The sequence below is a fragment of the Limnohabitans sp. 63ED37-2 genome (assembly GCF_001412535.1).
Taxonomy (GTDB): domain Bacteria; phylum Pseudomonadota; class Gammaproteobacteria; order Burkholderiales; family Burkholderiaceae_C; genus Limnohabitans_A.
Genome location: NZ_CP011774.1, coordinates 3,211,467 through 3,232,853, shown reverse-complemented (window position 1 = coordinate 3,232,853; position 21,387 = coordinate 3,211,467). Strand labels below are relative to the sequence as shown.

The window sequence follows — 21,387 nt, the reverse complement described above, 5'->3', positions numbered from 1 at the left end:
TTCGTTACACCGGTAAGGCTGATGAAGCACCCGACCCACAATGCCTTGTGCGTCGGGAACGATTGAAACAGCGTATTAACGAGAATACAGTTCGACGATCAAAGATTCGTTGATGTCGGCACCGAATTCGTCGCGGTCAGGCACTTTCTTGAAAGTACCTTCGGCTTTGTCGGCATTGACTTCGACCCATGCAGGCATACCAACTTGGGCAGCCAATTGCAGAGCTTCAACCACGCGGTTTTGCTTTTTGGATTTTTCACGAACCGCCACCACATCACCGGCCTTGACCAAGTATGAAGGGATGTTCACGGATTGACCGTTCACGGTGATGGCTTTGTGTGAAACCATTTGACGGGCTTCTGCACGTGTCGAGCCAAAGCCCATGCGGTAAACCACGTTGTCCAGACGGCACTCGAGCAAGGCCAACAGGTTAGAGCCTGTGTTGCCTTTGCGGCGATCTGCCTCGGCAAAGTAGCGGCGGAACTGCTTCTCGAGCACGCCGTACATGCGTTTGACTTTTTGTTTTTCACGCAATTGCAGACCGTAGTCCGATGTGCGCTGGCCCGAAGTACGACCGTGTTGGCCTGGCTTGGAGTCGAACTTGGACTTGTCCGCAATGGAGCGACGGGCGCTCTTGAGGAACAGGTCGGTGCCTTCACGGCGGGAGAGTTTGGCCTTGGGGCCGAGGTAGCGTGCCACTTGGTTTTCCTTTATTCAGCTGCCGCATCAATAAATGCGGGAGCCAGGCGATGCAAGCATGGCCTGGCGGTGGGCTTGGTTTGAAATTAGATACGACGGCGCTTTTGAGGGCGGCAACCGTTGTGAGGGACCGGTGTCACATCGGCAATCGATGTGATACGGATGCCCAATGCACCCAAGGCACGAACTGATGACTCGCGACCAGGACCAGGGCCCTTGATCTCGACGTCAAGGTTTTTGATGCCTTGTTCTTGAGCAGCACGACCCGCCACTTCAGAGGCGACCTGAGCTGCAAAGGGCGTCGATTTACGCGAACCCTTGAAACCCTGACCACCCGATGAGGCCCACGACAAGGCATTGCCTTGACGGTCGGTGATCGTGATGATGGTGTTGTTGAACGAAGCGTGAACGTGAGCAATACCGTCAGCAATGTTCTTGCGGACTTTTTTGCGGACACGTTGTGCGGCGCTGTTTGATTGTGCTTTTGCCATGATGGTCTCTCAATCCTGCTTATTTCTTCAGAGCCGCAGCGCCTTTGCGCGGACCCTTGCGAGTACGTGCATTGGTACGTGTACGCTGACCGCGCATAGGCAAACCGCGACGGTGGCGGAAACCACGGTAGCAACCGATGTCCATCAAACGCTTGATGTTCATGGTGGTTTCGCGACGCAGGTCACCTTCGATGGTGAATGCTGCGATTTGGTCGCGAATTTTTTCCAGGTCTGCGTCGGTCAGATCCTTGATCTTTTTTGAATATGCGATGCCAGAAGCTTCGCAAATTTGTCGAGCGCGGGTGCGACCAATACCAAAAATGGCGGTCAAGCCAATTTCAGCATGTTTGTGCGGCGGAATGTTGATGCCAGCGATACGTGCCATTTTCGTCCTCTAAAACTAATTCAATCAGCCTTGACGCTGCTTGTGACGTGGATCGGTGCAGATCACACGAACAACGCCTTTACGGCGGATGACTTTGCAGTTACGGCAAATTTTTTTCACCGAAGCAGAAACTCTCATGGTTCTCTCCTAAAACTCATCGATACCCAGACTTTGCAGACCAGGTGAAAAATATGGCCCTTTGCTAAAGCTCAGGGTTCTTTACCAAACTTGCATCAAGTCGCTTATGACTTGAAGTTCGCCTTCTTCAAAAGCGAGTCGTACTGTTGTGACATCAAGTAATTTTGTACTTGAGCCATGAAATCCATGGTCACGACCACGATGATCAGCAGAGAAGTGCCGCCAAAGTAAAACGGAACATTGTATTTCAGAATCAAAAATTCAGGCAGCAAACACACAAAGGTGATGTAGGCCGCGCCTACTGCGGTCAAACGCAACAAAATCTTGTCGATGTACTTGGCAGTTTGTTCCCCTGGGCGAATGCCAGGAATGAACGCACCACTTTTCTTCAGGTTTTCTGCAGTTTCACGGCTGTTGAAAACCAGTGCCGTGTAAAAGAAGCAGAAGAAAATAATGGCAGCAGCGTAGAACATCACATAAACCGGCTGTCCGGGTGCCAAAGCATTGGCCACATCCTTGAAGAATCGAACAACGACACTTTCAGATGTTCCCGAGCTGAACCAACCAATCAAGGTTGCCGGCAAGAGAATGATCGATGAGGCAAAGATCGGAGGAATCACACCCGCCATGTTCAGCTTGAGCGGCAAGTGCGACGATTGACCGCCATACACCTTGTTGCCCACCTGACGACGTGCGTAATTGACCAAAATCTTGCGCTGACCACGTTCCACGAAAACCACAAAGTAAGTGACCAAAGCCACCACCACAATGATCAACATGGAGATCAATGGATTCATCGCACCGGTACGAACCAGCTCAAACAATCCACCCAAAGCACTTGGCAAACCAGCAGCAATACCAGCAAAGATCAAAATCGAGATGCCGTTGCCCAAACCACGCTCAGTGATTTGTTCACCCAACCACATCAAGAACATCGAACCAGCAGTCAAGCTGACAACAGCCGTCATGCGAAAGCCCATACCTGGATTGATCACCAAGCCAGCAGATGCTTCCAATGCAACGGCAATACCAAAAGACTGAAACAGCGCCAAACCCAATGCACCAAAACGGGTGTATTGAGTGATCTTACGACGACCCGCTTCACCTTCTTTTTTCATTTGCTCGAACGCAGGAACCACGTAAGTCATCAACTGCATCACAATGGATGCAGAGATGTAGGGCATGATGCCCAAAGCAAAGATGGTGAAACGCGAAAGCGCACCGCCCGAGAACATGTTGAACAAGTTCAGGATGCCGCCCTGTTGACCATTGAACAACTGTTTGAGTTGGTCAGGATCAATGCCAGGCACAGGAATGTGAGCACCAATTCGGTAGACCACCAACGCCAACAGCAGGAAGACGAGTCGACGACGCAAGTCACCGTACTTGCCTGCTTTGGCTGTTTGATTAGCGTTGGTTGCCACGTTGTTTCTCGTCCATCAAGTTTCAGGCCACGGAGCCGCCGGCAGCTTCAATCGCTGCCTTGGCACCTGCTGTTGCGCCAATGCCTGTCAACTTGACGGCTTTGGTCAACTCACCCGTGTTGATGACTTTGACCACTTTGGCCATGTGCGCCACCAGACCGGCTTGCTTCAAAGACAAAACATCGACTTCAGCCATGTCCAGACGCGACAGCGTGGTCAAGGTGATTTCGGCGTTGTACTTGAGAGTTTGAGATTTGAAGCCGCGCTTAGGCAAACGGCGCTGCAAAGGCATTTGACCGCCTTCGAAACCCACTTTGTGGTAGCCACCGGAACGAGACTTCTGACCTTTGTGACCACGGCCGGCGGTTTTACCCAAACCGGAACCGATACCACGGCCCACGCGACGTGCCGCGTGCTTAGAGCCTTCTGCGGGCTTGATGCTATTGAGTTCCATCATCGGCCTCTTAGAGAACTTTGACCAGGTAGCTGATCTTGTTGATCATGCCGCGCACTGCGGGCGTGTCTTGCAACTCGCTCACAGAGTTCAGCTTGCGCAAGCCCAGGCCACGCACTGTGGCGCGGTGGGAAACTTTGGTGCCAATCGGGCTACGAACCAGTTGGACTTTCACAGTTGTTGCTGTTGTCATGTTCGTTCTCCGGTTCAGCCGAACAGCTCTTCAACCGACTTGCCGCGCTTGGCAGCCACGTTGGAAGCTGTTGTGCAGTTGGACAAAGCGTCCAAAGTGGCACGAACCATGTTGTAAGGGTTGGACGAACCGTGGCTCTTGGCCACGATGTCGGTGATACCCACCACTTCGAACACAGCACGCATAGGACCACCAGCAATGATGCCGGTACCTTTGGGGGCTGGTGCCATCATGACGCGGGCTGCGCCATGGTGACCGTTCACTGCGTGGTGAATCGTGCCATTTTTGAGGTGGACTTTGGACAGGTTACGACGGGCTTCTTCCATCGCCTTTTGCACTGCTGCTGGCACTTCTTTCGACTTGCCCTTGCCCATGCCGACCTTGCCATCGCCGTCACCGACCACGGTCAAAGCTGCGAAACCGAGAATACGGCCGCCCTTGACCACTTTGGTCACGCGGTTGACCGCGATCATCTTTTCGCGGAGACCGTCTTCAGGACCGTCGTTCTGCGGTTTTGCTGTAAATTTAGCCATTTGTATCTCCGATCCGTTTAGAACTGCAGACCTGCTTCACGGGCTGCTTCGGCCAAAGCCTTGACACGACCGTGGTAAGCGAAACCTGCGCGGTCGAAGGCGACCTTCTCAACGCCAGCAGCTTTTGCTTTTTCAGCAATGCGCTTGCCTATGACGGTGGCTGCAGCGGCATTGCCGCCTTTGCCTGCTGCACCCAGAGCCGTGCGCACTTCTGCTTCGGCGGTGGAGGCACTGGCCAAAACTTTGGTACCACAGCCAGAGATAACGCTGGCGTAGATGTGCAAGTTGGTGCGGCTCACGGTCAAACGGGCCACGCCTTGCTGTGCAATGCGGATGCGTGTTTGGCGTGCACGACGCAGACGCTGCTCTTTCTTGGTCAACATGATGCAGCTCCTTATTTCTTCTTGGTCTCTTTGATCGTGATCTTCTCATCCGAATAACGGATGCCTTTGCCTTTGTAGGGCTCAGGAGGACGAACAGCACGGATCTCAGCAGCAATTTGGCCAACACGTTGACGGTCAGCACCCTTGATCACGATTTCAGTCGCGCTGGGTGTTGCCACCGTGATGCCAGCAGGCATATCGATGTTGACGGGATGGGAGTAACCCACGGCCAGGTTCAATTTGGCGCCAGAGGCGGCCGCTTTGTAACCCACACCGACCAGGCTCAGCTTCTTTTCGAAACCTTTGGTCACACCAGTCACCATGTTGTTCACCAGCTGACGCATGGTGCCACTCATGGCATTGGCTTCACGTGAATCATTGACCGGGGCAAAACTCAGTTTGCCACCTTCGTTGTTCACGGTCACCAGTGTGTTGGCGGAGATGGCCAGTTGACCACCTGTGCCTTTCACACTGATTTGTGTTGCATTGATCGACACATCCACACCAGCGGGGATGGTCACAGGCATTTTTCCTACGCGGGACATTCTTTTTCTCCCTTTAAGCGACGTAGCACAGCACTTCGCCGCCGACACCGGCTGCACGCGCTTTGCGATCGGTCATCACGCCTTGCGGTGTGGTGACGATGGCCACGCCCAAGCCGTTTTGGACTTGAGGAATAGCATCACGGCCTTTGTACACACGCAGGCCAGGGCGGCTCACGCGCTCGATGCGCTCGATGACCGGACGGCCAGCGTAGTACTTCAGGGCGATTTCGAGGGTGGCTTTGCCATCTTCGGTTTTGACTTGGAAGCCATCAATGTAGCCCTCATCTTTCAGCACTTGGGCAATGGCCACCTTCACTTTGGAAGAAGGCACCATCACTGCGGCCTTGGCCACCATTTGTGCGTTGCGAATGCGGGTCAACAGATCGGCAATAGGATCACTCATGCTCATGTTGTTATCTCCTGCCGATTACCAGCTGGCCTTGGTCACGCCCGGGATATGACCAGCGAAGGCCATTTCACGGATCTTGGCGCGGCCCAGACCAAATTGACGGAACGTACCGCGTGGGCGACCGGTGATTTCACAGCGGTTGCGTTGACGGGTCGGGTTGGCGTTGCGTGGGAGCTTTTGCAGACCCAGACGGGCAGCTGCACGCTCTTCATCGCTGCGCTTGGCATCGTTGGCAACGGCCTTCAATTCCGCGTATTTCTTCGCGAATTTGGCTGCCAGTTTTTCACGCTTGAGCTCGCGCTCGATCAAAGCTACTTTAGCCACGTGGCACCTCAGTTCTTGAAGGGGAAGCGGAAAGCTGCCAAGAGTGCTTTGCACTCTTCGTCAGACTTGGCCGTGGTGGTGATGCTGATGTTGAGACCGCGCAAGGCATCGACCTTGTCGTACTCAATCTCAGGGAAAATGATCTGCTCTTTGACGCCGATGTTGTAGTTGCCGCGACCATCGAAGGCACGACCAGAAATACCACGGAAGTCACGCACGCGAGGCAGAGCCACGGTCACGAAACGGTCCAGGAATTCATACATCTGAACGCCGCGCAGGGTCACCATGCAGCCGATAGGCTGTTGTTCACGGATCTTGAAGCCGGCAATCGCTTTCTTGGCCTTGGTCACCACAGGCTTCTGGCCCGCGATCTTAGTCAAGTCGCTCACTGCGTGGTCCATGACTTTCTTGTCAGCCACTGCTTCAGACACACCCATGTTTAAGGTGATCTTGGTGATGCGAGGGACCTGCATGGGCGACGTGTAGCCAAATTTGGCCGTCAGGTCAGCAGCGATTTTCTCGCGGAAGAGTTGTTGCAAACGTGCCATGCTCATGCCACCTTGATTTCTTCGCCGCTGGACTTGTAAACGCGAACGCGTTTGCCGTCAGCCTGCAACTTGATGCCCACGCGATCAGCCTTGCCAGTCGCAGCGTTGAAAATCGCCACGTTGGATTGGTGAATCGGCATGGCCTTTTCGATGATGCCGCCAGTTGTGCCCTTCATGGGGTTTGGCTTGGCGTGTTTTTTGACGATGTTGATACCGTCAATCAGGAGGTGTGAGTCGCTGGCGCGCGACGACACTTTGCCGCGCTTGCCCTTGTCACGACCTGTGATGACGATGACTTCGTCGCCTGTGCGAATCTTGTTCATGGCGCGTCCTTACAGTACTTCAGGAGCCAAGGACACGATCTTCATGAACTTCTCGGTACGCAGTTCACGCGTGACCGGGCCGAAGATGCGGGTGCCGATGGGCTCCAACTTGGCGTTCAGCAACACAGCGGCGTTGCCATCGAATTTGATGAGCGAACCATCGCCACGGCGAATGCCTTTGGCAGTGCGAACCACAACAGCACTGTAGATCTCGCCTTTTTTGACGCGACCACGTGGAGCGGCTTCTTTGATGCTCACTTTGATGATGTCGCCAACACTTGCATAGCGACGCTTGGACCCGCCGAGCACCTTGATGCACAGCACGGACTTGGCGCCGGTGTTGTCGGCCACATCCAACCGAGATTCTGTCTGGATCATTTCTTTGTTCCCAACTTGTATTCTTTACCTGCCAGCCCAAAAGCCAACATATCAGAATCAGTCTTGGACCCGTCATTCACACAGCGAACCACTCGCTTTGCTTCAGTTTGGGCAGATACCTACGCCTTTTGCGAGGCGAAGCCCTCTATTATGCCTTTAAAAAAGACCACTCGCAAGTCGTTTTTGAAAATTTTTGACATTCTTGGCGGCTTGCAGCCTTTTTGACCGAGTTAGAAGGTCAAGAAACGCGCCTTATTGCGACTTAAAGATTCAGTTTTCGGCCCAAGCGCGCGAACGGCTGACCGCTTCTCGCCAGCGCGCCACGTGGCTTGTCCTTTGGGTTTCTTGCCATTGCGGCAAAAACCGCCTCTCTTCTTGCCATTGTGCTTCCAACTCCTTGGCACCGGACCAGTAGCCTGTGGCCAGCCCCGCCAGGTAAGCGGCCCCGAGCGCTGTGGTCTCACTGATGCGGCTGCGAACCACAGGCACACCCAGCACATCAGCTTGGATCTGCATCAACAGGTCGTTTTGGCTCGCACCACCGTCTACGCGCAGTTCGGTCAGCGCCAAACCACTGTCCGCACTCATTGCACGAAAAACATCTGCCGTCTGCAGTGCAATGGCCTCCAAAGCCGCTCTGGCAATGTGCGCCCGCCCTGTTCCCCGAGTCATCCCCACCAAGGTTCCTCGGGCCTGGCCATCCCAGTCGGGTGTACCCAATCCAGCAAAGGCCGGCACCAAGAAGACGTCCCCGGTGTCCTGCACGCTGGCGGCCAGGGCTTCGACCCGGGCTGCGCTGTCGATGATTTGCAACCCATCTCGCAACCATTGCACGGTGGCGCCGGCCATAAAAACCGATCCTTCCAAGGCATAAGCCATGGGCCGTTGTGCCGCGTCCGGGCCTTGCCAGGCGACGGTGCTGAGCAATTGGTGGTGACTGGCCACGGGTTGATCTCCCGTGTTCATCAGCATGAAGCAGCCCGTGCCATAGGTGTTTTTGGCCATGCCAGGTGCAAAGCAAGCCTGACCGAAAAGCGCCGCCTGTTGATCACCTGCCCAACCTGCAATCGGCACACTGGCCCCCAGCAAGTGGGCGTCCGTCTCGGCCAGCTGGCCGCAAGAGGGCAAGATCCGGGGCAACACAGCGGCTGGAATGTTCAGCAAGGCCAGCATGTCCTGGTCCCAGGCGCCGGTTTTCAGGTTGAACAGCAGGGTACGCGAGGCGTTGCTGGGCTCGGTGGCATGCACCCGCCCGCCCGTCAGCTGCCACAACAGCCAACTGTCCACCGTGCCGAAGGCCAACTCACCCCGCTGCGCCCGCGCCCGGGCACCCGGCACATGGTCCAGCAGCCACGCCAGCTTGGTGCCCGAAAAATATGCATCAATGACCAAACCTGTTTTGGAGGCGATCTCAGGGGCGTGGCCTGCCGCGCGCAAGTCTGCGCAAAGCCCAGCGGTGCGCCGGTCTTGCCAGACGATGGCTGGGGCCACCGGCTCGCCCGTTCGGCGATCCCACAGCACCGTGGTTTCGCGCTGGTTGGTGATGCCCAAGGCCCGCACCTGTCGGGCTGTGATGCCCGCATGCAGCAGCGCCTCACGCAGGACGGCCAACTGGGTGGTCCAGATTTCGGTGGCATCGTGTTCCACCCAACCCGGGCGTGGGAAATGCTGGGTAAATTCACGTTGTGCCATGGCCACCACTTGGCCGGCACGGTCAAACACCACCGCCCGTGAGCTGGTGGTGCCTTGGTCAATCGAAAGGATGTAGTCCATTCTGACAAGACTAGCGCAAAGCAGCCCGCACAAACAGCGACAATTCCCCGATTGACCTTTTAACAATGACACCTGCGAGACTGGGCATCATGACGACTTTTGCACACCACATGGCCTTCATAGGCGGCGGCAACATGGCCAGCGCCATCATTGGCGGCTTGATTCGCCAAGGCATGCGGCCCGATCAATTCACCGTGGTCGAACCCTTTGCCGAGACCGCTGCCAAGCTCTTGAACGACTTCGGCATCACCGCCTTGCCTGCCGCAGGCCCAGCCCTGGCCCAGTCAGACTTGGTGGTCTGGGCAGTCAAGCCGCAAATTTTCAGCGAAGCCGCCGCCCCGGTCATGCCCCACACCCGCGCCGCCTTGCACCTGTCGGTGGCCGCAGGCATCCGAACCGACAGCATTGGCCGCTGGGTCGGCTCCGACCGCGTGGTGAGATGCATGCCCAACACACCGGCGCTGGTGGGCCAAGGCATCACCGGCTTGTTTGCTTGCCCATCGGTCACGGCTGTGGACAAAGCGCTGGTGGAGCAGGTCATTGGTACCACCGGGCAATTCATCTGGGTGCACAAGGAGTCTCAGCTGGACGCCGTGACCGCCTTGTCAGGCTCCGGCCCAGCCTATGTGTTTTATTTCCTCGAAGCCATGACCGAAGCCGGTGTGGGCATGGGGCTGAGCGCAGAGCAGGCCTATCAACTGGCCATGGCCACTTTTTCGGGCGCATCCTCCCTGGCTTCGGCCTCCACCGAATCGCCCGAGGTGCTGCGCCAACGGGTCACGTCCAAAGGCGGCACCACCTATGCAGCGCTGACCGCCATGGAAGCCGCCGGTATCAAGCCCGCTTTTGTCAAAGCCATGCAAGCGGCTGAACAACGCGCCCGCGAGTTGGGCGATGAGTTTGGCAAGTCCTGAACGCGGACCCGACGTGGGCTGGTGTGCTGGTCTTCAGGTGTAAGACAAGACCAGGCCCGCAAACACGCTCAAGCCCACCCAGTGGTTCAGCCTAAAGGCCTTGAAGCAGCCCTCGCGGCTGCGGTCTTTGATCAACCACAGGTGCCAAAGCGCCTGAAGGGCTGCCCCCGCCAGCCCCAACCACAGCCAAGCACCACGCTCGGGGGCGTTCAAGAGCAGCGCCCAAATCGTCAAAAAGGCCGCATAAAACCCCGTGATGGCGGCCACATCCCATTGCCCCAAGGTGATGGCCGAGGTTTTCATGCCGATCTTCAGATCGTCATCGCGGTCCACCATGGCGTATTCGGTGTCATAGGCCAGCACCCAGAACAAATTGCCCAAGAGCAAGCCCCAAGCCAGTGGTGGCACTTCGCTTTGAACCGCTGCAAAAGCCATCGGAATCCCAAAACTGAAGGCCACCCCCAACACCGCCTGCGGCATGGCCACCCAACGCTTGGCATAGGGGTAAACCAACGTCACCGCCAAAGCTGCAAATGACCAAGACACCGTCACACGGTTGGTGCTGAGCACCAGCATAAAAGCCAGCAAGGCCAGCACGCCGCCCAAACCCAGCGCCTCTTTGACGCCCAAACGTCCACTTGTCACCGGTCGCAGCGCCGTACGCTTGACATGCTTGTCAAATTCACGATCAGCCACATCGTTGACACAACACCCCGCGCTGCGCATCAAGATGGTGCCCAGCGTGAACACCGCCACCAAATGCCAACCCGGAAAACCCTCAGCAGCCAACCACAAAGCGGACAAAGTTGGCCACAGCAGCAGCAACCATCCAGCAGGGCGGTTCCAGCGAATCAGGTCGAGGTAAAGCTTGAGTCGGTCGGTCATTCTCGAATTATCCGCCCCCTAGCCAGGGTGACGGCGCCTGCGGGCTCGGCCATCAAACCGGCCGCAAACGCCATCACCAGAACTCAGAAACGGTAACCCAAACCGACCGCATACAACACGGGGTCCACCTTCAATCGACCGATGCTGCTGCCTGCCGCATAAACATCGCTGCGGATGTAGGCCTTCTTCACATCCAAATTGATGGACCAATTTCGGTCCAGCGGAATGTCCAGTCCAGCTTGAAACGCCAAACCCCAGCTGTGGCTGTCCAAACTCACCCCTTCTGGCAAGGCCACATCACTGAAATGTGTGTAATTGATGCCTGCACCCACATAGGGTTTGATACCTTGTTGGTCGGTGAAGTGGTATTGCAACAGCACGCTGGGCGGTAAATGCTTGAAAGACCCGATTTCGCTGCCGTTGGCATAAACCGTTTGCTTTTGAGGGTTGGTCAAAACCAATTCGGCTGCCAGGTTGGGGCTCAGGAAGTAGGTGACATCCACCTCACCGAAAGTCTTGTTGTTGATCGACAAACCCAAAGGTGTTGAGTCCTTGTTGCTGCTGTCCAGGTGCACAGATCGGACACGAACCATCCAAGGGCTGTCGCCAGATGTCTGAGCCAATACGCCGCTTACGCAACCCACAGCCACGATCGCCACCATCAACTTGTGCTTTTTCATGTTGACATTCCTTATGAATGAGAGAAAAGCTTCTCCATTTCATTGGAATCGAGGATGCTGCCCGTCCATTTGCCCAACATCAAATGGCCCAACACCTCTGGCCGAAAAAAACGCACCGTTGCGCGTCATCAACGGTGCGTGTCTGTTTTTGGCAATCTGTGAGGTGTCGTACAGCCAATCTGACAAGGGTCATGTCCATTCAAATCATTTTTGAGACCACCGGACTTGGAAAACATACTGATTGAAAATACGGCACTACTTGGTTTTAGCGTTCCACATTTGAAAAGCTGCAATTTTTTAAGCGCAACGATGACCTGACCTCATCGACGTTGTCCGGTGACCTCTGTCACCACCCTGCGGTTCGCTTGATTGCACAAGATGGCCGCATTCGTTGTCTGACGGGCGCAGCGGGTCTCGACCAATTGTCGAGCGCCTCGACCTTCGGAAGTCATCGGGGCGGAAATTTGACCACTGGTTTGAAGATATTGACGGACCGTATTGGCCCTGTTGACCGACAAACGCTCATTGAATTCAGGTGAGCCCAAGGGGTCCGCATGACCGATCACATGAATCCTGTCGATGCGCACATAGTCCTTGCGTAGGCGTGCCGTCAGCAAGTCCAATGACTCACGCCCTGCGGCCGTCAAACCATTCAAATCCGATCGACCGAACGCAAACAAGGCATCACTCGACAAAATAAATTGCTCGGGCTGTGCCACAGGTGCGGCAGCCTCCACACAGTTTTGGGCCTGCGCCACCCTTGAAATGGTATGAATTTGAAGTCGCGTGGTACCCAACTCTTGCTGCGCTTGAGCAGCCGACACAGGCTTCATAACGGGCCGACCGGAGGACTCCACAACGGTCAGGTACTGAGTTTGGGCGGGTGGCAATGCCAAGGCTGTGACGGTGTCAAAACTGTCCCGAGCATTTTGGCCCACTCGAAATTGTCGTGCGCCAATTTCGAATTGACCTGGCGGCAAGCAAAGTTGGCTATAGCCTCCAGGGACCAAGGATGTGTGGTACTGCCCTTGAATGAACACCCCCGTCGCACCGGGCAATTGTTGGGTGCTGGTTGTGCGATACACCACAATGCGGCTTTGACTGGGTCCGATGTTAGAGAGCGGCTCAAAAACACCACCCAGAACATCAATCCTTGCGTTGACCCCCGCTTGGTTGGTCGTCACGCTGGTTTGTGCCTGTGTCACAGAACCAGCCCCCAAGGCAACCAGCAAGGCGATGAACAGGGATGAATACAGCTTGATTTTTTGCATGGTGCTCAGCACGTCGGCTTGAAAGTTGTCGTAAAAAGATGGTCACTGGATGGCCTGTCTGCACCCCAGTGAAGGCCCATGAGACCCTAATGGTTGACCGATCATAGGAACATCAACAAGACAAGTAAATTGGCCAATTGGAGTACCATGGTATTTGTATTGTATTAAATTGCAAATATCGTATTTATTAAAATTTCTGAAACCGTTCGCACAATGACAGGCCTCGAAGGCCTTCACTCATCAGTCTCTGCGAATGTCGACGGGTGAGCCTAAGGGGCCTTTGCGTCAAGAGGGTTTGCCCCGACTTTGAAGCCTGGGTCCTTTTGTTTTGAGAAAGCCCTCCTTCACAAAACACGGATTGCCCTCTTCGCAGCAGGTCTCAAAATTCACAATTGGATTGTTACGTGTGCATCGACAGGCAGACGTACGGCTCACAGTCATCAGTGAATGCTTTATTCAAAAGGAGACCCCATGAAAATCACCCTTCGTTTGGCTCTGAGTGCTTTGGCATTGGCCTGCACTGCGGCACACGCCCAGAACTTTCCCACCAGGCCCATCACGCTAGTGGTTCCCTTTGCCGCTGGCGGCCCCACCGATGTGGTGGCCCGGATGATGGCCATTCCCATGGGCAAGTCACTGGGCCAGTCGGTCGTGGTTGAAAACGTCAACGGGGCAGGTGGCACTGTGGGGGCCACCAAGGTCGCACGTTCGGCACCGAACGGGTACACCATCTTCCTGCACCACATGGGCATGGCCACATCACCTGCCCTTTACAAAAAGCTCAGCTTCGATCCACTTGCCGATTTTGAATACATCGGTCAGGTGCTGGATGTGCCGATGACACTGATCGCCCGCAAAGACATTCCTGCCAACAACCTGCAGGAGTTGATCGCCTACATCAAGGCCAACGAAAAGAAAGTGTCGCTGGCCGACGCTGGACTGGGCGCAGTGTCTAACCTGTGCGGCCTGATGTTCAAGAGCGCCATCGGCGTCAACATCAACACCATCCCCTACAAAGGTACCGGCCCCGCCATGAACGACCTGCTGGGTGGCCAGGTGGATGTCTTGTGCGACCAAACCACACAAACTGTGCCCATGATCAAAGACGGCCGGGTCAAAGTCTTCGGGGTGACCACGCTCAAACGACTGGCCGCATTGCCCAATGTGCCCACACTCGACGAGCAAGGACTCAAAGGCTTCGAAGTGAAAGTCTGGCATGGCATGTACGCCCCCAAGGGCACGCCAGCCCCCGTGCTGACACAAATCAACACCGCCATGCGCGCCGCCATGGCCGAGCCCTCGATCGTGCAGCGTTTGGGCGAACTCAGCTCAGAAATCCCCACTGCGGACAAGATGACGCCCAAAGGCCTGGAAGATCACCTGAAGGCCGAGATCAACAAATGGGGGCCTGTGATCCGCAAAGCCGGTGTCTCGGCAGACTGATCCTCCAAAGTCTTTTAAAACCTGCGCTCCCAGCAGAACATGCATCCCTTGATGCGTGTTCTGCGTGGGTTTTCTGCCTCATCAAAGACTGTCGACATCAGGCTTCGTGAGCTGCGTTTTTTTACGCTTGGCGACAATCGATCGGCTTGCAGGCGGCTGCTTTTTTCAAACAATGTGCAGCCCGCCGTCCACCACCAAGGTGGTGCCCGTGATGAACGACGCCTCTGCCGAGGCCAGCCACAAAATTGGCCAAGCGATTTCTTCGGGTGCCGCCCAACGACCCAACAAAGAGCTGTCTTTGCGCTCCGTCTTGAGCTGCTCAATGCTTTTGCCGGCTTGTTGTGCACGGCCCACATGAAAGTCGGTCAAGGTCGAGCCCGGGCACACCGCATTGACGCGCACACCGTGCACCGCTTCCTCGCAGGCCAGTGACCGGCTCAGGGCCAGTTGCGCGGCTTTGGTGGCGTCGTACAGGGCCATGCCTTTGCGGCCTTTGACGGCATAACAAGACGACACGTTCACGATGCTGCCGCGACCCGACTGGCGCAAGTGCGGCAATGCGGCGTGGCAGTAGTGGGTGATGCCCACCAGGTTGACACCCACAATGGCTTGCCACTCTTGCGAAGTGGCTTCGGCCGCTGGTGAATAGTTGCGCATGGCGGCGTTGTTCACGAGGATATCGAGGCCCGCAAAAGCCGCCACGCAGTCGTCCACCGCTTGCTGGGCCAAGGCGCGATCGGTCACATCCGCCTGCAGGCAGCGCACCTGCGCATCCGGAAAAGCCAGCAACAGCGCTTGTTGTGTGCGTGTCAGGGCCTGCATGTTGGCATCCACCAAAAACACGGCCGCCCCCTCTTGGCAAAACACATGGGCGGTGGCCGCACCAATGCCTGAACCGGCTCCGGTGATCAGCGCCACTTGGCCCTGTAAACGAGCTTGGCCCATGCCGCTCACTCCGCCTTGGTGCCGGTGTCTTTGATGACCTTGCCCCAGCGCTTGATTTCCGCCCCAATCCAGTCACGGAACTGGTTGGGGGTGGTGGCCACAATTTCAAACTCCATGTCGAGCAAGCGCTTGGTGATTTCGGGTGAACGCACGATCTTCACGATCTCGCGGTTGTAACGCTCGATGATGGGCGCAGGCGTGCCACCCGTGGTGAGAAAGCCAATCCACGAGGTGGCTTCAAAGTCGGGGTAACCCGATTCGCTGAGCGTCGGAATGTCGGGCGTGCTGGCAAAGCGCTTGAGGCCCGAAGTTGCCAACAACTTCAAGCGCCCCTCTTTGGCAAACTGCTGCACATTGCCCGGCACAAAGAAACCCGCCTGAATGTTGCCGCCGATCAAATCGCTGACCGCTGGTCCGGCACCCCGGTAGGGGATGTGGGTGATGTGAAACCCTCCGGCCGACTTGAACATCTCCATGGTCAGGTGCGAGGCGCTGCCCAAAGCCACCGAGCCGTATGAATATTTGGTTGGGTTGGCCTTGGTCTTCTCGACAAAGTCCTTCACGCTGGTGATGCCCGAAGCCGGGTTAACCACCAGGTATTGCGGGGCCTTGACCATCAAAGTGATCGGCGCGAGGTCTTTGACCGGGTCGTAGGGCATTTTGTCGAACAGACCCACGTTGATGGCCAATGGGCCGTTGTAGCCAATCAGCAGGGTATGACCGTCCGGCGCGGCTTTGGCCACCATGTCGGCGCCAATGTTGCCGCCCGCACCGGGTTTGTTTTCCACCACAAAGGGTTGCCCAAAAACTTCTTGGAGTTTGGGCGCAATCAGCCGCGCCAACACATCGTTGGTGCTGCCTGTGATGGGCACGATGATGCGCACGGGCTTGGTCGGCGTCCATTCTTGCGCGCTCGCGGTCATGGTTGCACCCAAGCCCAAGCTGGCCAAGACCCATGTGGTCAGTTGCCGACGGTTGAAATTTTTCATGTTGTCTCCTGTTGTACGTGTGTTCAGTGAAAAATTGTCAGATCGAAAAAACCGGTTCATCCAGGCCGTTGGCCAGGTGGGCCTTGGCCCAAACCATCGGATCGTCGCCCTTGGGCAACAACACACCCGCTGGCCGAACGTGTTGCTCGGACGCATCCAAGGCTGGGGGCTCAATGCCTTGCTCCAGTGCCACCGCCGCATCGTGCAGCATGCGCCGGGCCATGACGATCGCACGGTCGGTGGGCAGCAATTTTTCGGCAGCATGGTCCTGAATAGGGCCCATGCTTTCTTGCAAAGAATAGTCTTGCGCCGAAAATCCGAATACACCGCTGTAGGCGCGTTTTTCTTGCTGCGCCTTGCGGTCCATCAGGTAATCGTTGTCCCGGTTGGCCTTGGGCACAAAACTGCCAGGGGCCTCGTATTCCACATGGATGCCTTTACCCGCAGCCATCGCTTCATGTTCTTCGGCGCTCAGCGGCTGCTTGGGCTGCCAGTTCATGCTCCAGGCCCAGCACTCGTGGTCATTCACGGGCACCCAAGCATGACCACCCAGCGCATGGTGACCAAACGGCGGGATCATGGTGAACCAGGGAAACAACCACTGGGTGATGCGCCAGTAATAACTGTCAGGCTCGCCCATGCGACGGCCATACAAGCTCATGCCATACGAGGTTTTTTCGATTTCAAACACCACGTTGCCATCGGCCTTGATGTAATCGAGCGCCTTGACCCCCTGGTGCATGGGGTCGGTGTCTACTTCATAGCGGTGCACATACGACACATGGGCGGTGTCGATGCCACCCTCCATGGCCTGCAGGTAACTGGAGTACTGAAGGCGCTTGGACACGAACACATGGCTGTCGGGCAAGGTGCACCACTCCAGCTCGGGTGGCTCGGGCATTTTGTCGGGCGGGCCCATATAGGTCCAGACAATGCCGCCGCGCTCCACGCAGGGGTAGCCCTTGATGTGCATGTGCGCACAGGCCTTGGGGTTAGAGGGCACCTCCACACACTGGCCCAATCCGTCGAACTTGACGCCATGGTAGGCGCAGCGGATGCCGTTTTCTTCGTTGCGGCCAAAGTACAACGAGACACCGCGGTGTGAACAGAACTCACTGATCATGCAGGCTTGGCCATCGGTGTTGCGAAACGCCAGCAGCTTTTCACCCAGCAACTCGATGCGCACTTGAGGACCGTCGGCCAACTCGATTTCGTCACTCTTCAAAGCGGGCACCCAATAGCGGCGCATCAGGTTGCCCATGCGCGTGCCGGGACCCACACGGGTCAGGGTTTCAGACATGTCCTTGTTCATGAAAAAGCGTCTCCTTGGCCTGAACGGTTGACTGGCGCAGGCCTGGTGCGCTGCGCATTTATCCGTAAAATGATAAGGTTGTCCGCCTGGTGGACACTCCTATACACACGCACACCACAGGGTTTTGAAAGGTTTGGGCATGAGCACCCACAGCGGCGAAGGCGTCAGGGCCGTTGAACGAGCTTTGGACATTTTGAAAGCGTTCTCGGTCAACGACCATGAACTGAGCGCCGCCCAATTGCTGGAGCGGGTGCCTTTGAGTCGGCCCACGCTCTACCGCTTGTTGCAAACACTGGTGCAATCGGGTTTTGTGGTGTCCTCGGGCGAACCTCAAAGGTTCAGGCTCGGCCCTGCGGTCGGGCAACTCACACACGCCTGGTCATCGAGCCTGAATGTGTCTGCCGTGGGCCAAGCCATCATGCAGCGCGTGTGGGCCGCCACCCAAGAAACCGTGGCCTTGTTTGTGCCACAAGGCGCCATGCGCTTGTGCGTGGCCGAATTGCCCAGCCCCCAAGCCCTGAGCTTCAAGCGGGGAGTGGGTTACCAAGAACGCATCGTTTTGGGGGCCAGTGGCCAGGTCATCTTGGCGCATGCCAACACCTCCATCGAAGCCATCGAGCGTTATGCCGAAGGCCTGAACCTGGACCCCATCCGCTATGCGCAAGAGCTGCGTCAGATCAAAAAGCGCGGCTACGCCACCAGCAAAAATGCTTTGATCGAAGGGGCAGTGGCCATTGCAGCACCGTTTTTCAACAGCCACGGTCAAGTGGCTGGCTCCATTGCCGTATTTGGACCGGGTGCCCGTCTCAAAGACGCAAAAGTGCGCCAATTCGGGGCCGTGTTGGTCAAAGAAGCCGCCGCCCTGTCACAGGTTTTGGGCCACAGCTGAAGCGGGCCACCCCACAGGGGCAGCGCCTCAGGGCCGCCACTGTATGTCCCGCACCCAGCCCACACTTTCAGCACCCGTGTTGTCGCTGTCCGCCCCAATCAGCACCGCACGCACTTTGGGCACAGCGGCTCCGGCGGGCAGCTCGTCCGCAAACAACTTCGCAAAGTCGGCGGCCACGTCGCGAGTTTCGGTTTGCCATTGGGCCAAAGGCGCGCCCTTGCCTTGTAGCGTGATGAAGCGCACGCGCTGGGTGTAGGGGTTGGGGCCTTGCAAGCCCGCCGGGTGCACACTGTCCCACACGTAGCAGAGCGTTGCGGCGGGCAGGTCTTCGCCGCTCACGCTGCGGGCGATGCGCAACAAGGTGCGCTCCACAAAAGGCACGCGCTCCAGCGGGTGGTCGAACATCACGCACACCTTGAGTGCCGCATCGTCACCGGCTTTGGTTTGGATGTCGGGGACGACTTTGCCGCCCGTGAGTGGCTGGTCCAGACGCCAGCGCCATTGCAAGCGCCCCGGTTCGGTTTTGGGCAAGTCGTGTACCCAGGTGCCATACGAAGCGCGGGTGCTGACCTTGAGCGCCCGCTCGCCCTGCACATCAGCCAACTCGAAGCGGGTGGCGGGAATGTCGGCCTTGGACTTGGGAAAGCCCACAAAGCGCCAAGTGCTGGCGGCTGCGCCATCGGCGGGCACCAGTGGCGAGAGGCTTTGCGCAGTGGCGGATGCTGTGGCGCAGGCCATGCTCAGTGCCAGCAGCGCGGGGATGGGTTCCAACAAGCGGTTCATCCGCGCCGCCAATCGTGGAACTTCTTCACCCATGCCAGCAGCTTTTGTGGCGCATGGGCACGCTTCCATTCACCGGCCGCGAATTTGTTGGCCTCGGCCATGGTTGGGTAGGTGTGGATGGTGCCCAAAATTTTGTTCAAGCCCAGGCCATGCTTCATGGCCAGCACATATTCGGCCAGCAAGTCACCCGCGTGCGAGCCCACGATGGTCACGCCCAAAATGCGGTCTTTGCCGGGCACGGTGAGCACTTTCACAAAGCCATGCGCCTCACTGTCTGCAATCGCCCGATCCAGATCGTCGATGCCGTACTTCGTCACTTCATATGGGATATTTTTCTCTTTCGCTTCTTGCTCGTTCAGGCCCACACGCGCCACCTCAGGGTCAATGAAGGTGGCCCAGGGAATCACGCGGTAATCCACCTTGAAGGATTTGAAGTCGCCAAACAGCGCATTCACCGCCGCATACCAAGCTTGGTGCGCGGCCGTGTGGGTGAACTGGTAAGGCCCGGCCACATCGCCTGCGGCGTAGATGTTGGGGTAGAGCGTTTGGAGATACTCGTTGGTCTCGACGGTGCGGTGCGTGGGCACGCCAATGTCTTCCAAGCCATAACCTTGCAGACGGGCCACACGGCCCACGGCGCAGACCAGCGCGTCAAAAACAATCTCCACTTCTTGCCCCTGTGTGGAGGCCACCAAAATTTTGTCTTCACCCCGGCGCTCGCAGCGCAGCGCCTTGTGCCCGGTGAGCACCATCACGCCGTCGGCCTGCAGCGCGTCGCGTGCCAACGCAGACACCTCTTCGTCCTCGCGCACCATGATGCGATCGCCCATCTCAACCTGCGTGACCTGCGCACCCAGGCGAGCAAAGCTTTGTGACAGCTCGCAGCCAATCGGCCCGCCGCCCAGCACCACGATGCGCTTCGGGATGTCATCGAGCTTGGCGAACTCGTCCCACAGCGTGTCGCTGGTGACGTAGCCCACGTCATCGAGGCCCGGCAAAGGCGGCACCACAGGCCGTGCGCCCGCCGCAATCACGATGCTGCGCGCGGTCAGGCGCTGCACCTGGCCGTCGTTCAAAGTCACTTCCACGGTCCATGGGTTCACCAACTTGCCGTAACCCTGCAGCACCTCCACACCCAAGCTGGTGTAGCGCGCCACACTGTCGTGCGGCTCGATGGCTTTGATCACATCGTGCACACGCTGCATCACCGCCTTGAAACTGAAGCTGGGCGCGGTGTCGCTCAAGCCGTACTGTGCGCCGTGGCGCATCTGGTGGGCCAGCTTGGCGCTCTTGATCAAGGCCTTGCTCGGCACGCAGCCGTAGTTCAAGCAGTCGCCGCCCATCTTGTGCGCCTCGATCAAAGTCACTTTGGCTTTGACGGCGGCGGCAATGTAGGCCGACACCAAACCTGCCGCGCCCCCGCCGATCACGATCAGGTTGCGGTCAAACGTCTTAGGGCGCACGCTGGCCCAGCGGGCATAGACTTTTCGCTTTTGAACGGCCGCCACCACACGCCGCGCCAACAAGGGGAAGATGCCCAGCAGCACAAAGCTGCCCAACAGCGCCGGGCTCAGAATGCCCCGCACCGAGTCCAGCTGCGCCAGTTGCGTGCCCGCATTCACATACACCGCCGTGCCCGCCAACATGCCCAACTGGCTCACCCAGTAATAGGTCCAGGTCTTCATGCGCGTCAGACCCATGAGCAGGTTGATCAGGAAAAACGGCACCACCGGAATCAAGCGCAAAGTGAACAGATAAAACGCGCCCTCTTTGTCTACGCCTGCATTGATGTCGGCCAGGCGCTGACCAAAACGCGCCTCCACCCACTCGCGCAACACAAAACGCGAAGCCAGAAAAGCCAAAGTGGCGCCGAGGGTGGAAGCAAACGACACCAGCAGCAAACCCTGCCACAGGCCAAACACAGCCCCACCGCCCAAGGTGATGATGACCGCGCCCGGAATCGACAGCGCCGTGGCCAAAACGTACACCCCAAAGTAAACGGCGGCCACCATCACAGGCTGCTGTGCATAGAGCTGGTCAAAACTGGCTTGGCTGACCTTGAGTTGCTCAAAGCTCAGATAACGCCCCAAGTCCAGCGCGACAAATGCGCCGATGGCCAGCGCCAGCAAGAGCAATAAAACAATTTGACGAAGACGCATGAGGGGAAACTCCGGTGATGCTCATGGTCACAGTGAACCAAGAGCCATGAACGATAAACGCTGATGCTTTGTTATTCGGCTGAATGCCCTGAGAAGTTACAAGTTCGTCATCCAGAT

The 21,387-nt window shown here is 57.1% G+C and carries 27 protein-coding genes; 3 read left to right on the top strand and 24 right to left on the bottom strand.

The features are described 5' to 3' along the window. Positions 1–75: 75 nt before the first annotated feature. From rpsD to glpK, 16 genes are all read right to left on the bottom strand, one after another. Positions 76–699 (bottom strand): 30S ribosomal protein S4, encoded by a 624-nt coding sequence (rpsD, locus tag L63ED372_RS15380; protein WP_062407211.1) that lies wholly within the window; start codon positions 697–699, stop codon positions 76–78. An 86-nt stretch (positions 700–785) separates the two neighbouring features. Continuing rightward, positions 786–1,190 carry a 30S ribosomal protein S11 gene (gene rpsK / locus L63ED372_RS15375; protein WP_019427456.1) on the bottom strand — a complete coding sequence of 135 codons (405 nt, stop codon included), beginning with the start codon at positions 1,188–1,190 and terminating at the stop codon, positions 786–788. 19 nt (positions 1,191–1,209) lie between these two features. Beyond that, positions 1,210–1,575: a 30S ribosomal protein S13 gene (gene rpsM / locus L63ED372_RS15370; RefSeq protein ID WP_062407210.1), complete on the bottom strand. Its 366-nt coding sequence runs from the start codon at positions 1,573–1,575 to the stop codon at positions 1,210–1,212. A gap of 24 nt (positions 1,576–1,599) precedes the next feature. Then, positions 1,600–1,713, bottom strand: a complete 114-nt coding sequence (gene rpmJ, locus L63ED372_RS16275) for a 50S ribosomal protein L36 (RefSeq protein WP_028820150.1) — start codon at positions 1,711–1,713, stop codon at positions 1,600–1,602. Positions 1,714–1,817: 104 nt separating this feature from the next. Then, entirely contained in the window at positions 1,818–3,137 is a 1,320-nt protein-coding gene (gene secY, locus L63ED372_RS15365; RefSeq protein ID WP_062407208.1) for a preprotein translocase subunit SecY, read from the bottom strand. A gap of 22 nt (positions 3,138–3,159) precedes the next feature. Continuing rightward, entirely contained in the window at positions 3,160–3,591 is a 432-nt protein-coding gene (rplO, locus tag L63ED372_RS15360; protein ID WP_062408252.1) for a 50S ribosomal protein L15, read from the bottom strand. A 10-nt stretch (positions 3,592–3,601) separates the two neighbouring features. Continuing rightward, positions 3,602–3,784, bottom strand: a complete 183-nt coding sequence (gene rpmD / locus L63ED372_RS15355) for a 50S ribosomal protein L30 (protein WP_062407206.1) — start codon at positions 3,782–3,784, stop codon at positions 3,602–3,604. Between the two features lie 14 nt (positions 3,785–3,798). Then, the gene (rpsE, locus tag L63ED372_RS15350) at positions 3,799–4,317 is read right to left on the bottom strand and encodes a 30S ribosomal protein S5 (protein ID WP_062407204.1); all 519 of its coding nucleotides are present in this window, start codon (positions 4,315–4,317) and stop codon (positions 3,799–3,801) included. A 17-nt stretch (positions 4,318–4,334) separates the two neighbouring features. Beyond that, the gene (gene rplR / locus L63ED372_RS15345; RefSeq protein WP_062407202.1) at positions 4,335–4,700 is read right to left on the bottom strand and encodes a 50S ribosomal protein L18; all 366 of its coding nucleotides are present in this window, start codon (positions 4,698–4,700) and stop codon (positions 4,335–4,337) included. Between the two features lie 11 nt (positions 4,701–4,711). Further along, positions 4,712–5,245 carry a 50S ribosomal protein L6 gene (gene rplF / locus L63ED372_RS15340; protein WP_062407200.1) on the bottom strand — a complete coding sequence of 178 codons (534 nt, stop codon included), beginning with the start codon at positions 5,243–5,245 and terminating at the stop codon, positions 4,712–4,714. A gap of 13 nt (positions 5,246–5,258) precedes the next feature. Beyond that, entirely contained in the window at positions 5,259–5,654 is a 396-nt protein-coding gene (rpsH, locus tag L63ED372_RS15335; protein ID WP_062407198.1) for a 30S ribosomal protein S8, read from the bottom strand. Positions 5,655–5,672: 18 nt separating this feature from the next. Continuing rightward, entirely contained in the window at positions 5,673–5,978 is a 306-nt protein-coding gene (gene rpsN, locus L63ED372_RS15330; RefSeq protein ID WP_062407196.1) for a 30S ribosomal protein S14, read from the bottom strand. A gap of 8 nt (positions 5,979–5,986) precedes the next feature. After that, entirely contained in the window at positions 5,987–6,526 is a 540-nt protein-coding gene (gene rplE / locus L63ED372_RS15325; RefSeq protein WP_062408250.1) for a 50S ribosomal protein L5, read from the bottom strand. Between the two features lie 2 nt (positions 6,527–6,528). Beyond that, positions 6,529–6,849 (bottom strand): 50S ribosomal protein L24, encoded by a 321-nt coding sequence (gene rplX, locus L63ED372_RS15320; RefSeq protein ID WP_062407194.1) that lies wholly within the window; start codon positions 6,847–6,849, stop codon positions 6,529–6,531. 9 nt (positions 6,850–6,858) lie between these two features. Continuing rightward, positions 6,859–7,227 (bottom strand): 50S ribosomal protein L14, encoded by a 369-nt coding sequence (gene rplN, locus L63ED372_RS15315; RefSeq protein WP_019427444.1) that lies wholly within the window; start codon positions 7,225–7,227, stop codon positions 6,859–6,861. Between the two features lie 270 nt (positions 7,228–7,497). Continuing rightward, a complete protein-coding gene (gene glpK / locus L63ED372_RS15310; protein WP_062407193.1) occupies positions 7,498–9,000 on the bottom strand; it encodes a glycerol kinase GlpK in 1,503 nt (500 codons plus the stop codon). An 89-nt stretch (positions 9,001–9,089) separates the two neighbouring features. On the opposite strand from glpK, the gene proC reads away from it, so the two are divergent. Beyond that, positions 9,090–9,914, top strand: a complete 825-nt coding sequence (proC, locus tag L63ED372_RS15305) for a pyrroline-5-carboxylate reductase (protein WP_062408248.1) — start codon at positions 9,090–9,092, stop codon at positions 9,912–9,914. A 33-nt stretch (positions 9,915–9,947) separates the two neighbouring features. On the opposite strand, the gene ubiA is transcribed toward proC, so the two are convergent. From ubiA to L63ED372_RS15290, 3 genes are all read right to left on the bottom strand, one after another. Further along, positions 9,948–10,799 carry a 4-hydroxybenzoate octaprenyltransferase gene (ubiA, locus tag L63ED372_RS15300; protein ID WP_062407191.1) on the bottom strand — a complete coding sequence of 284 codons (852 nt, stop codon included), beginning with the start codon at positions 10,797–10,799 and terminating at the stop codon, positions 9,948–9,950. Positions 10,800–10,882: 83 nt separating this feature from the next. Continuing rightward, positions 10,883–11,479 carry an OmpW/AlkL family protein gene (locus L63ED372_RS15295; protein ID WP_062407189.1) on the bottom strand — a complete coding sequence of 199 codons (597 nt, stop codon included), beginning with the start codon at positions 11,477–11,479 and terminating at the stop codon, positions 10,883–10,885. 320 nt (positions 11,480–11,799) lie between these two features. Continuing rightward, positions 11,800–12,750, bottom strand: coding sequence for an OmpA family protein (locus L63ED372_RS15290; RefSeq protein ID WP_156343648.1), 951 nt, complete (start codon positions 12,748–12,750; stop codon positions 11,800–11,802). A 471-nt stretch (positions 12,751–13,221) separates the two neighbouring features. Between L63ED372_RS15290 and L63ED372_RS15285 the strand changes: the two genes are divergently transcribed. Next, on the top strand, positions 13,222–14,193 hold the full coding sequence (locus L63ED372_RS15285) for a tripartite tricarboxylate transporter substrate binding protein BugD (protein WP_062407186.1): 972 nt from the start codon (positions 13,222–13,224) through the stop codon (positions 14,191–14,193). A 165-nt stretch (positions 14,194–14,358) separates the two neighbouring features. Here L63ED372_RS15285 and L63ED372_RS15280 read toward each other — a convergent pair whose 3' ends face one another. From L63ED372_RS15280 to L63ED372_RS15270, 3 genes are read right to left on the bottom strand one after another with little or no spacing between them, the layout of a single operon-like run. Next, positions 14,359–15,138 carry an SDR family NAD(P)-dependent oxidoreductase gene (locus L63ED372_RS15280; RefSeq protein ID WP_062408246.1) on the bottom strand — a complete coding sequence of 260 codons (780 nt, stop codon included), beginning with the start codon at positions 15,136–15,138 and terminating at the stop codon, positions 14,359–14,361. Between the two features lie 5 nt (positions 15,139–15,143). Continuing rightward, a complete protein-coding gene (locus tag L63ED372_RS15275; protein WP_062407183.1) occupies positions 15,144–16,127 on the bottom strand; it encodes a Bug family tripartite tricarboxylate transporter substrate binding protein in 984 nt (327 codons plus the stop codon). Between the two features lie 37 nt (positions 16,128–16,164). Beyond that, positions 16,165–17,439, bottom strand: a complete 1,275-nt coding sequence (locus L63ED372_RS15270; protein WP_062407182.1) for a Rieske 2Fe-2S domain-containing protein — start codon at positions 17,437–17,439, stop codon at positions 16,165–16,167. A 139-nt stretch (positions 17,440–17,578) separates the two neighbouring features. Here L63ED372_RS15270 and L63ED372_RS15265 point away from each other — a divergent pair, with 139 nt between their 5' ends. Next, positions 17,579–18,328 (top strand): IclR family transcriptional regulator, encoded by a 750-nt coding sequence (locus L63ED372_RS15265; protein WP_062407180.1) that lies wholly within the window; start codon positions 17,579–17,581, stop codon positions 18,326–18,328. Positions 18,329–18,355: 27 nt separating this feature from the next. On the opposite strand, the gene L63ED372_RS15260 is transcribed toward L63ED372_RS15265, so the two are convergent. Further along, a complete protein-coding gene (locus L63ED372_RS15260; protein ID WP_062407178.1) occupies positions 18,356–19,111 on the bottom strand; it encodes a DUF3047 domain-containing protein in 756 nt (251 codons plus the stop codon). After that, positions 19,108–21,270 carry an FAD-dependent oxidoreductase gene (locus L63ED372_RS15255; protein WP_062407176.1) on the bottom strand — a complete coding sequence of 721 codons (2,163 nt, stop codon included), beginning with the start codon at positions 21,268–21,270 and terminating at the stop codon, positions 19,108–19,110. The genes L63ED372_RS15260 and L63ED372_RS15255 overlap by 4 nt, the downstream gene beginning before the upstream one ends. Positions 21,271–21,387 lie beyond the last annotated feature (117 nt).

Bases quoted from the DNA above. Each gene is read 5' to 3' on its own strand.
- L63ED372_RS15265 (WP_062407180.1), top strand. From the start codon at position 17,579: ATGAGCACCCACAGCGGCGAAGGCGTCAGGGCCGTTGAACGAGCTTTG.
- proC (WP_062408248.1), top strand. From the start codon at position 9,090: ATGACGACTTTTGCACACCACATGGCCTTCATAGGCGGCGGCAACATG.
- L63ED372_RS15255 (WP_062407176.1), bottom strand. From the start codon at position 21,270: ATGCGTCTTCGTCAAATTGTTTTATTGCTCTTGCTGGCGCTGGCCATC.
- rpmD (WP_062407206.1), bottom strand. From the start codon at position 3,784: ATGACAACAGCAACAACTGTGAAAGTCCAACTGGTTCGTAGCCCGATT.
- rplR (WP_062407202.1), bottom strand. From the start codon at position 4,700: ATGTTGACCAAGAAAGAGCAGCGTCTGCGTCGTGCACGCCAAACACGC.
- rpsK (WP_019427456.1), bottom strand. From the start codon at position 1,190: ATGGCAAAAGCACAATCAAACAGCGCCGCACAACGTGTCCGCAAAAAA.
- L63ED372_RS15260 (WP_062407178.1), bottom strand. From the start codon at position 19,111: ATGAACCGCTTGTTGGAACCCATCCCCGCGCTGCTGGCACTGAGCATG.
- rpmJ (WP_028820150.1), bottom strand. From the start codon at position 1,713: ATGAGAGTTTCTGCTTCGGTGAAAAAAATTTGCCGTAACTGCAAAGTC.
- rpsE (WP_062407204.1), bottom strand. From the start codon at position 4,317: ATGGCTAAATTTACAGCAAAACCGCAGAACGACGGTCCTGAAGACGGT.
- ubiA (WP_062407191.1), bottom strand. From the start codon at position 10,799: ATGACCGACCGACTCAAGCTTTACCTCGACCTGATTCGCTGGAACCGC.
- L63ED372_RS15270 (WP_062407182.1), bottom strand. From the start codon at position 17,439: ATGAACAAGGACATGTCTGAAACCCTGACCCGTGTGGGTCCCGGCACG.
- rpsM (WP_062407210.1), bottom strand. From the start codon at position 1,575: ATGGCACGTATCGCTGGCATCAACATTCCGCCGCACAAACATGCTGAA.
- L63ED372_RS15290 (WP_156343648.1), bottom strand. From the start codon at position 12,750: ATGCAAAAAATCAAGCTGTATTCATCCCTGTTCATCGCCTTGCTGGTT.
- rplX (WP_062407194.1), bottom strand. From the start codon at position 6,849: ATGAACAAGATTCGCACAGGCGACGAAGTCATCGTCATCACAGGTCGT.
- rplN (WP_019427444.1), bottom strand. From the start codon at position 7,227: ATGATCCAGACAGAATCTCGGTTGGATGTGGCCGACAACACCGGCGCC.
- rplF (WP_062407200.1), bottom strand. From the start codon at position 5,245: ATGTCCCGCGTAGGAAAAATGCCTGTGACCATCCCCGCTGGTGTGGAT.
- rpsH (WP_062407198.1), bottom strand. From the start codon at position 5,654: ATGAGCATGAGTGATCCTATTGCCGATCTGTTGACCCGCATTCGCAAC.
- rplO (WP_062408252.1), bottom strand. From the start codon at position 3,591: ATGGAACTCAATAGCATCAAGCCCGCAGAAGGCTCTAAGCACGCGGCA.
- L63ED372_RS15285 (WP_062407186.1), top strand. From the start codon at position 13,222: ATGAAAATCACCCTTCGTTTGGCTCTGAGTGCTTTGGCATTGGCCTGC.
- L63ED372_RS15295 (WP_062407189.1), bottom strand. From the start codon at position 11,479: ATGAAAAAGCACAAGTTGATGGTGGCGATCGTGGCTGTGGGTTGCGTA.
- L63ED372_RS15280 (WP_062408246.1), bottom strand. From the start codon at position 15,138: ATGGGCCAAGCTCGTTTACAGGGCCAAGTGGCGCTGATCACCGGAGCC.
- glpK (WP_062407193.1), bottom strand. From the start codon at position 9,000: ATGGACTACATCCTTTCGATTGACCAAGGCACCACCAGCTCACGGGCG.
- rplE (WP_062408250.1), bottom strand. From the start codon at position 6,526: ATGGCACGTTTGCAACAACTCTTCCGCGAGAAAATCGCTGCTGACCTG.
- L63ED372_RS15275 (WP_062407183.1), bottom strand. From the start codon at position 16,127: ATGAAAAATTTCAACCGTCGGCAACTGACCACATGGGTCTTGGCCAGC.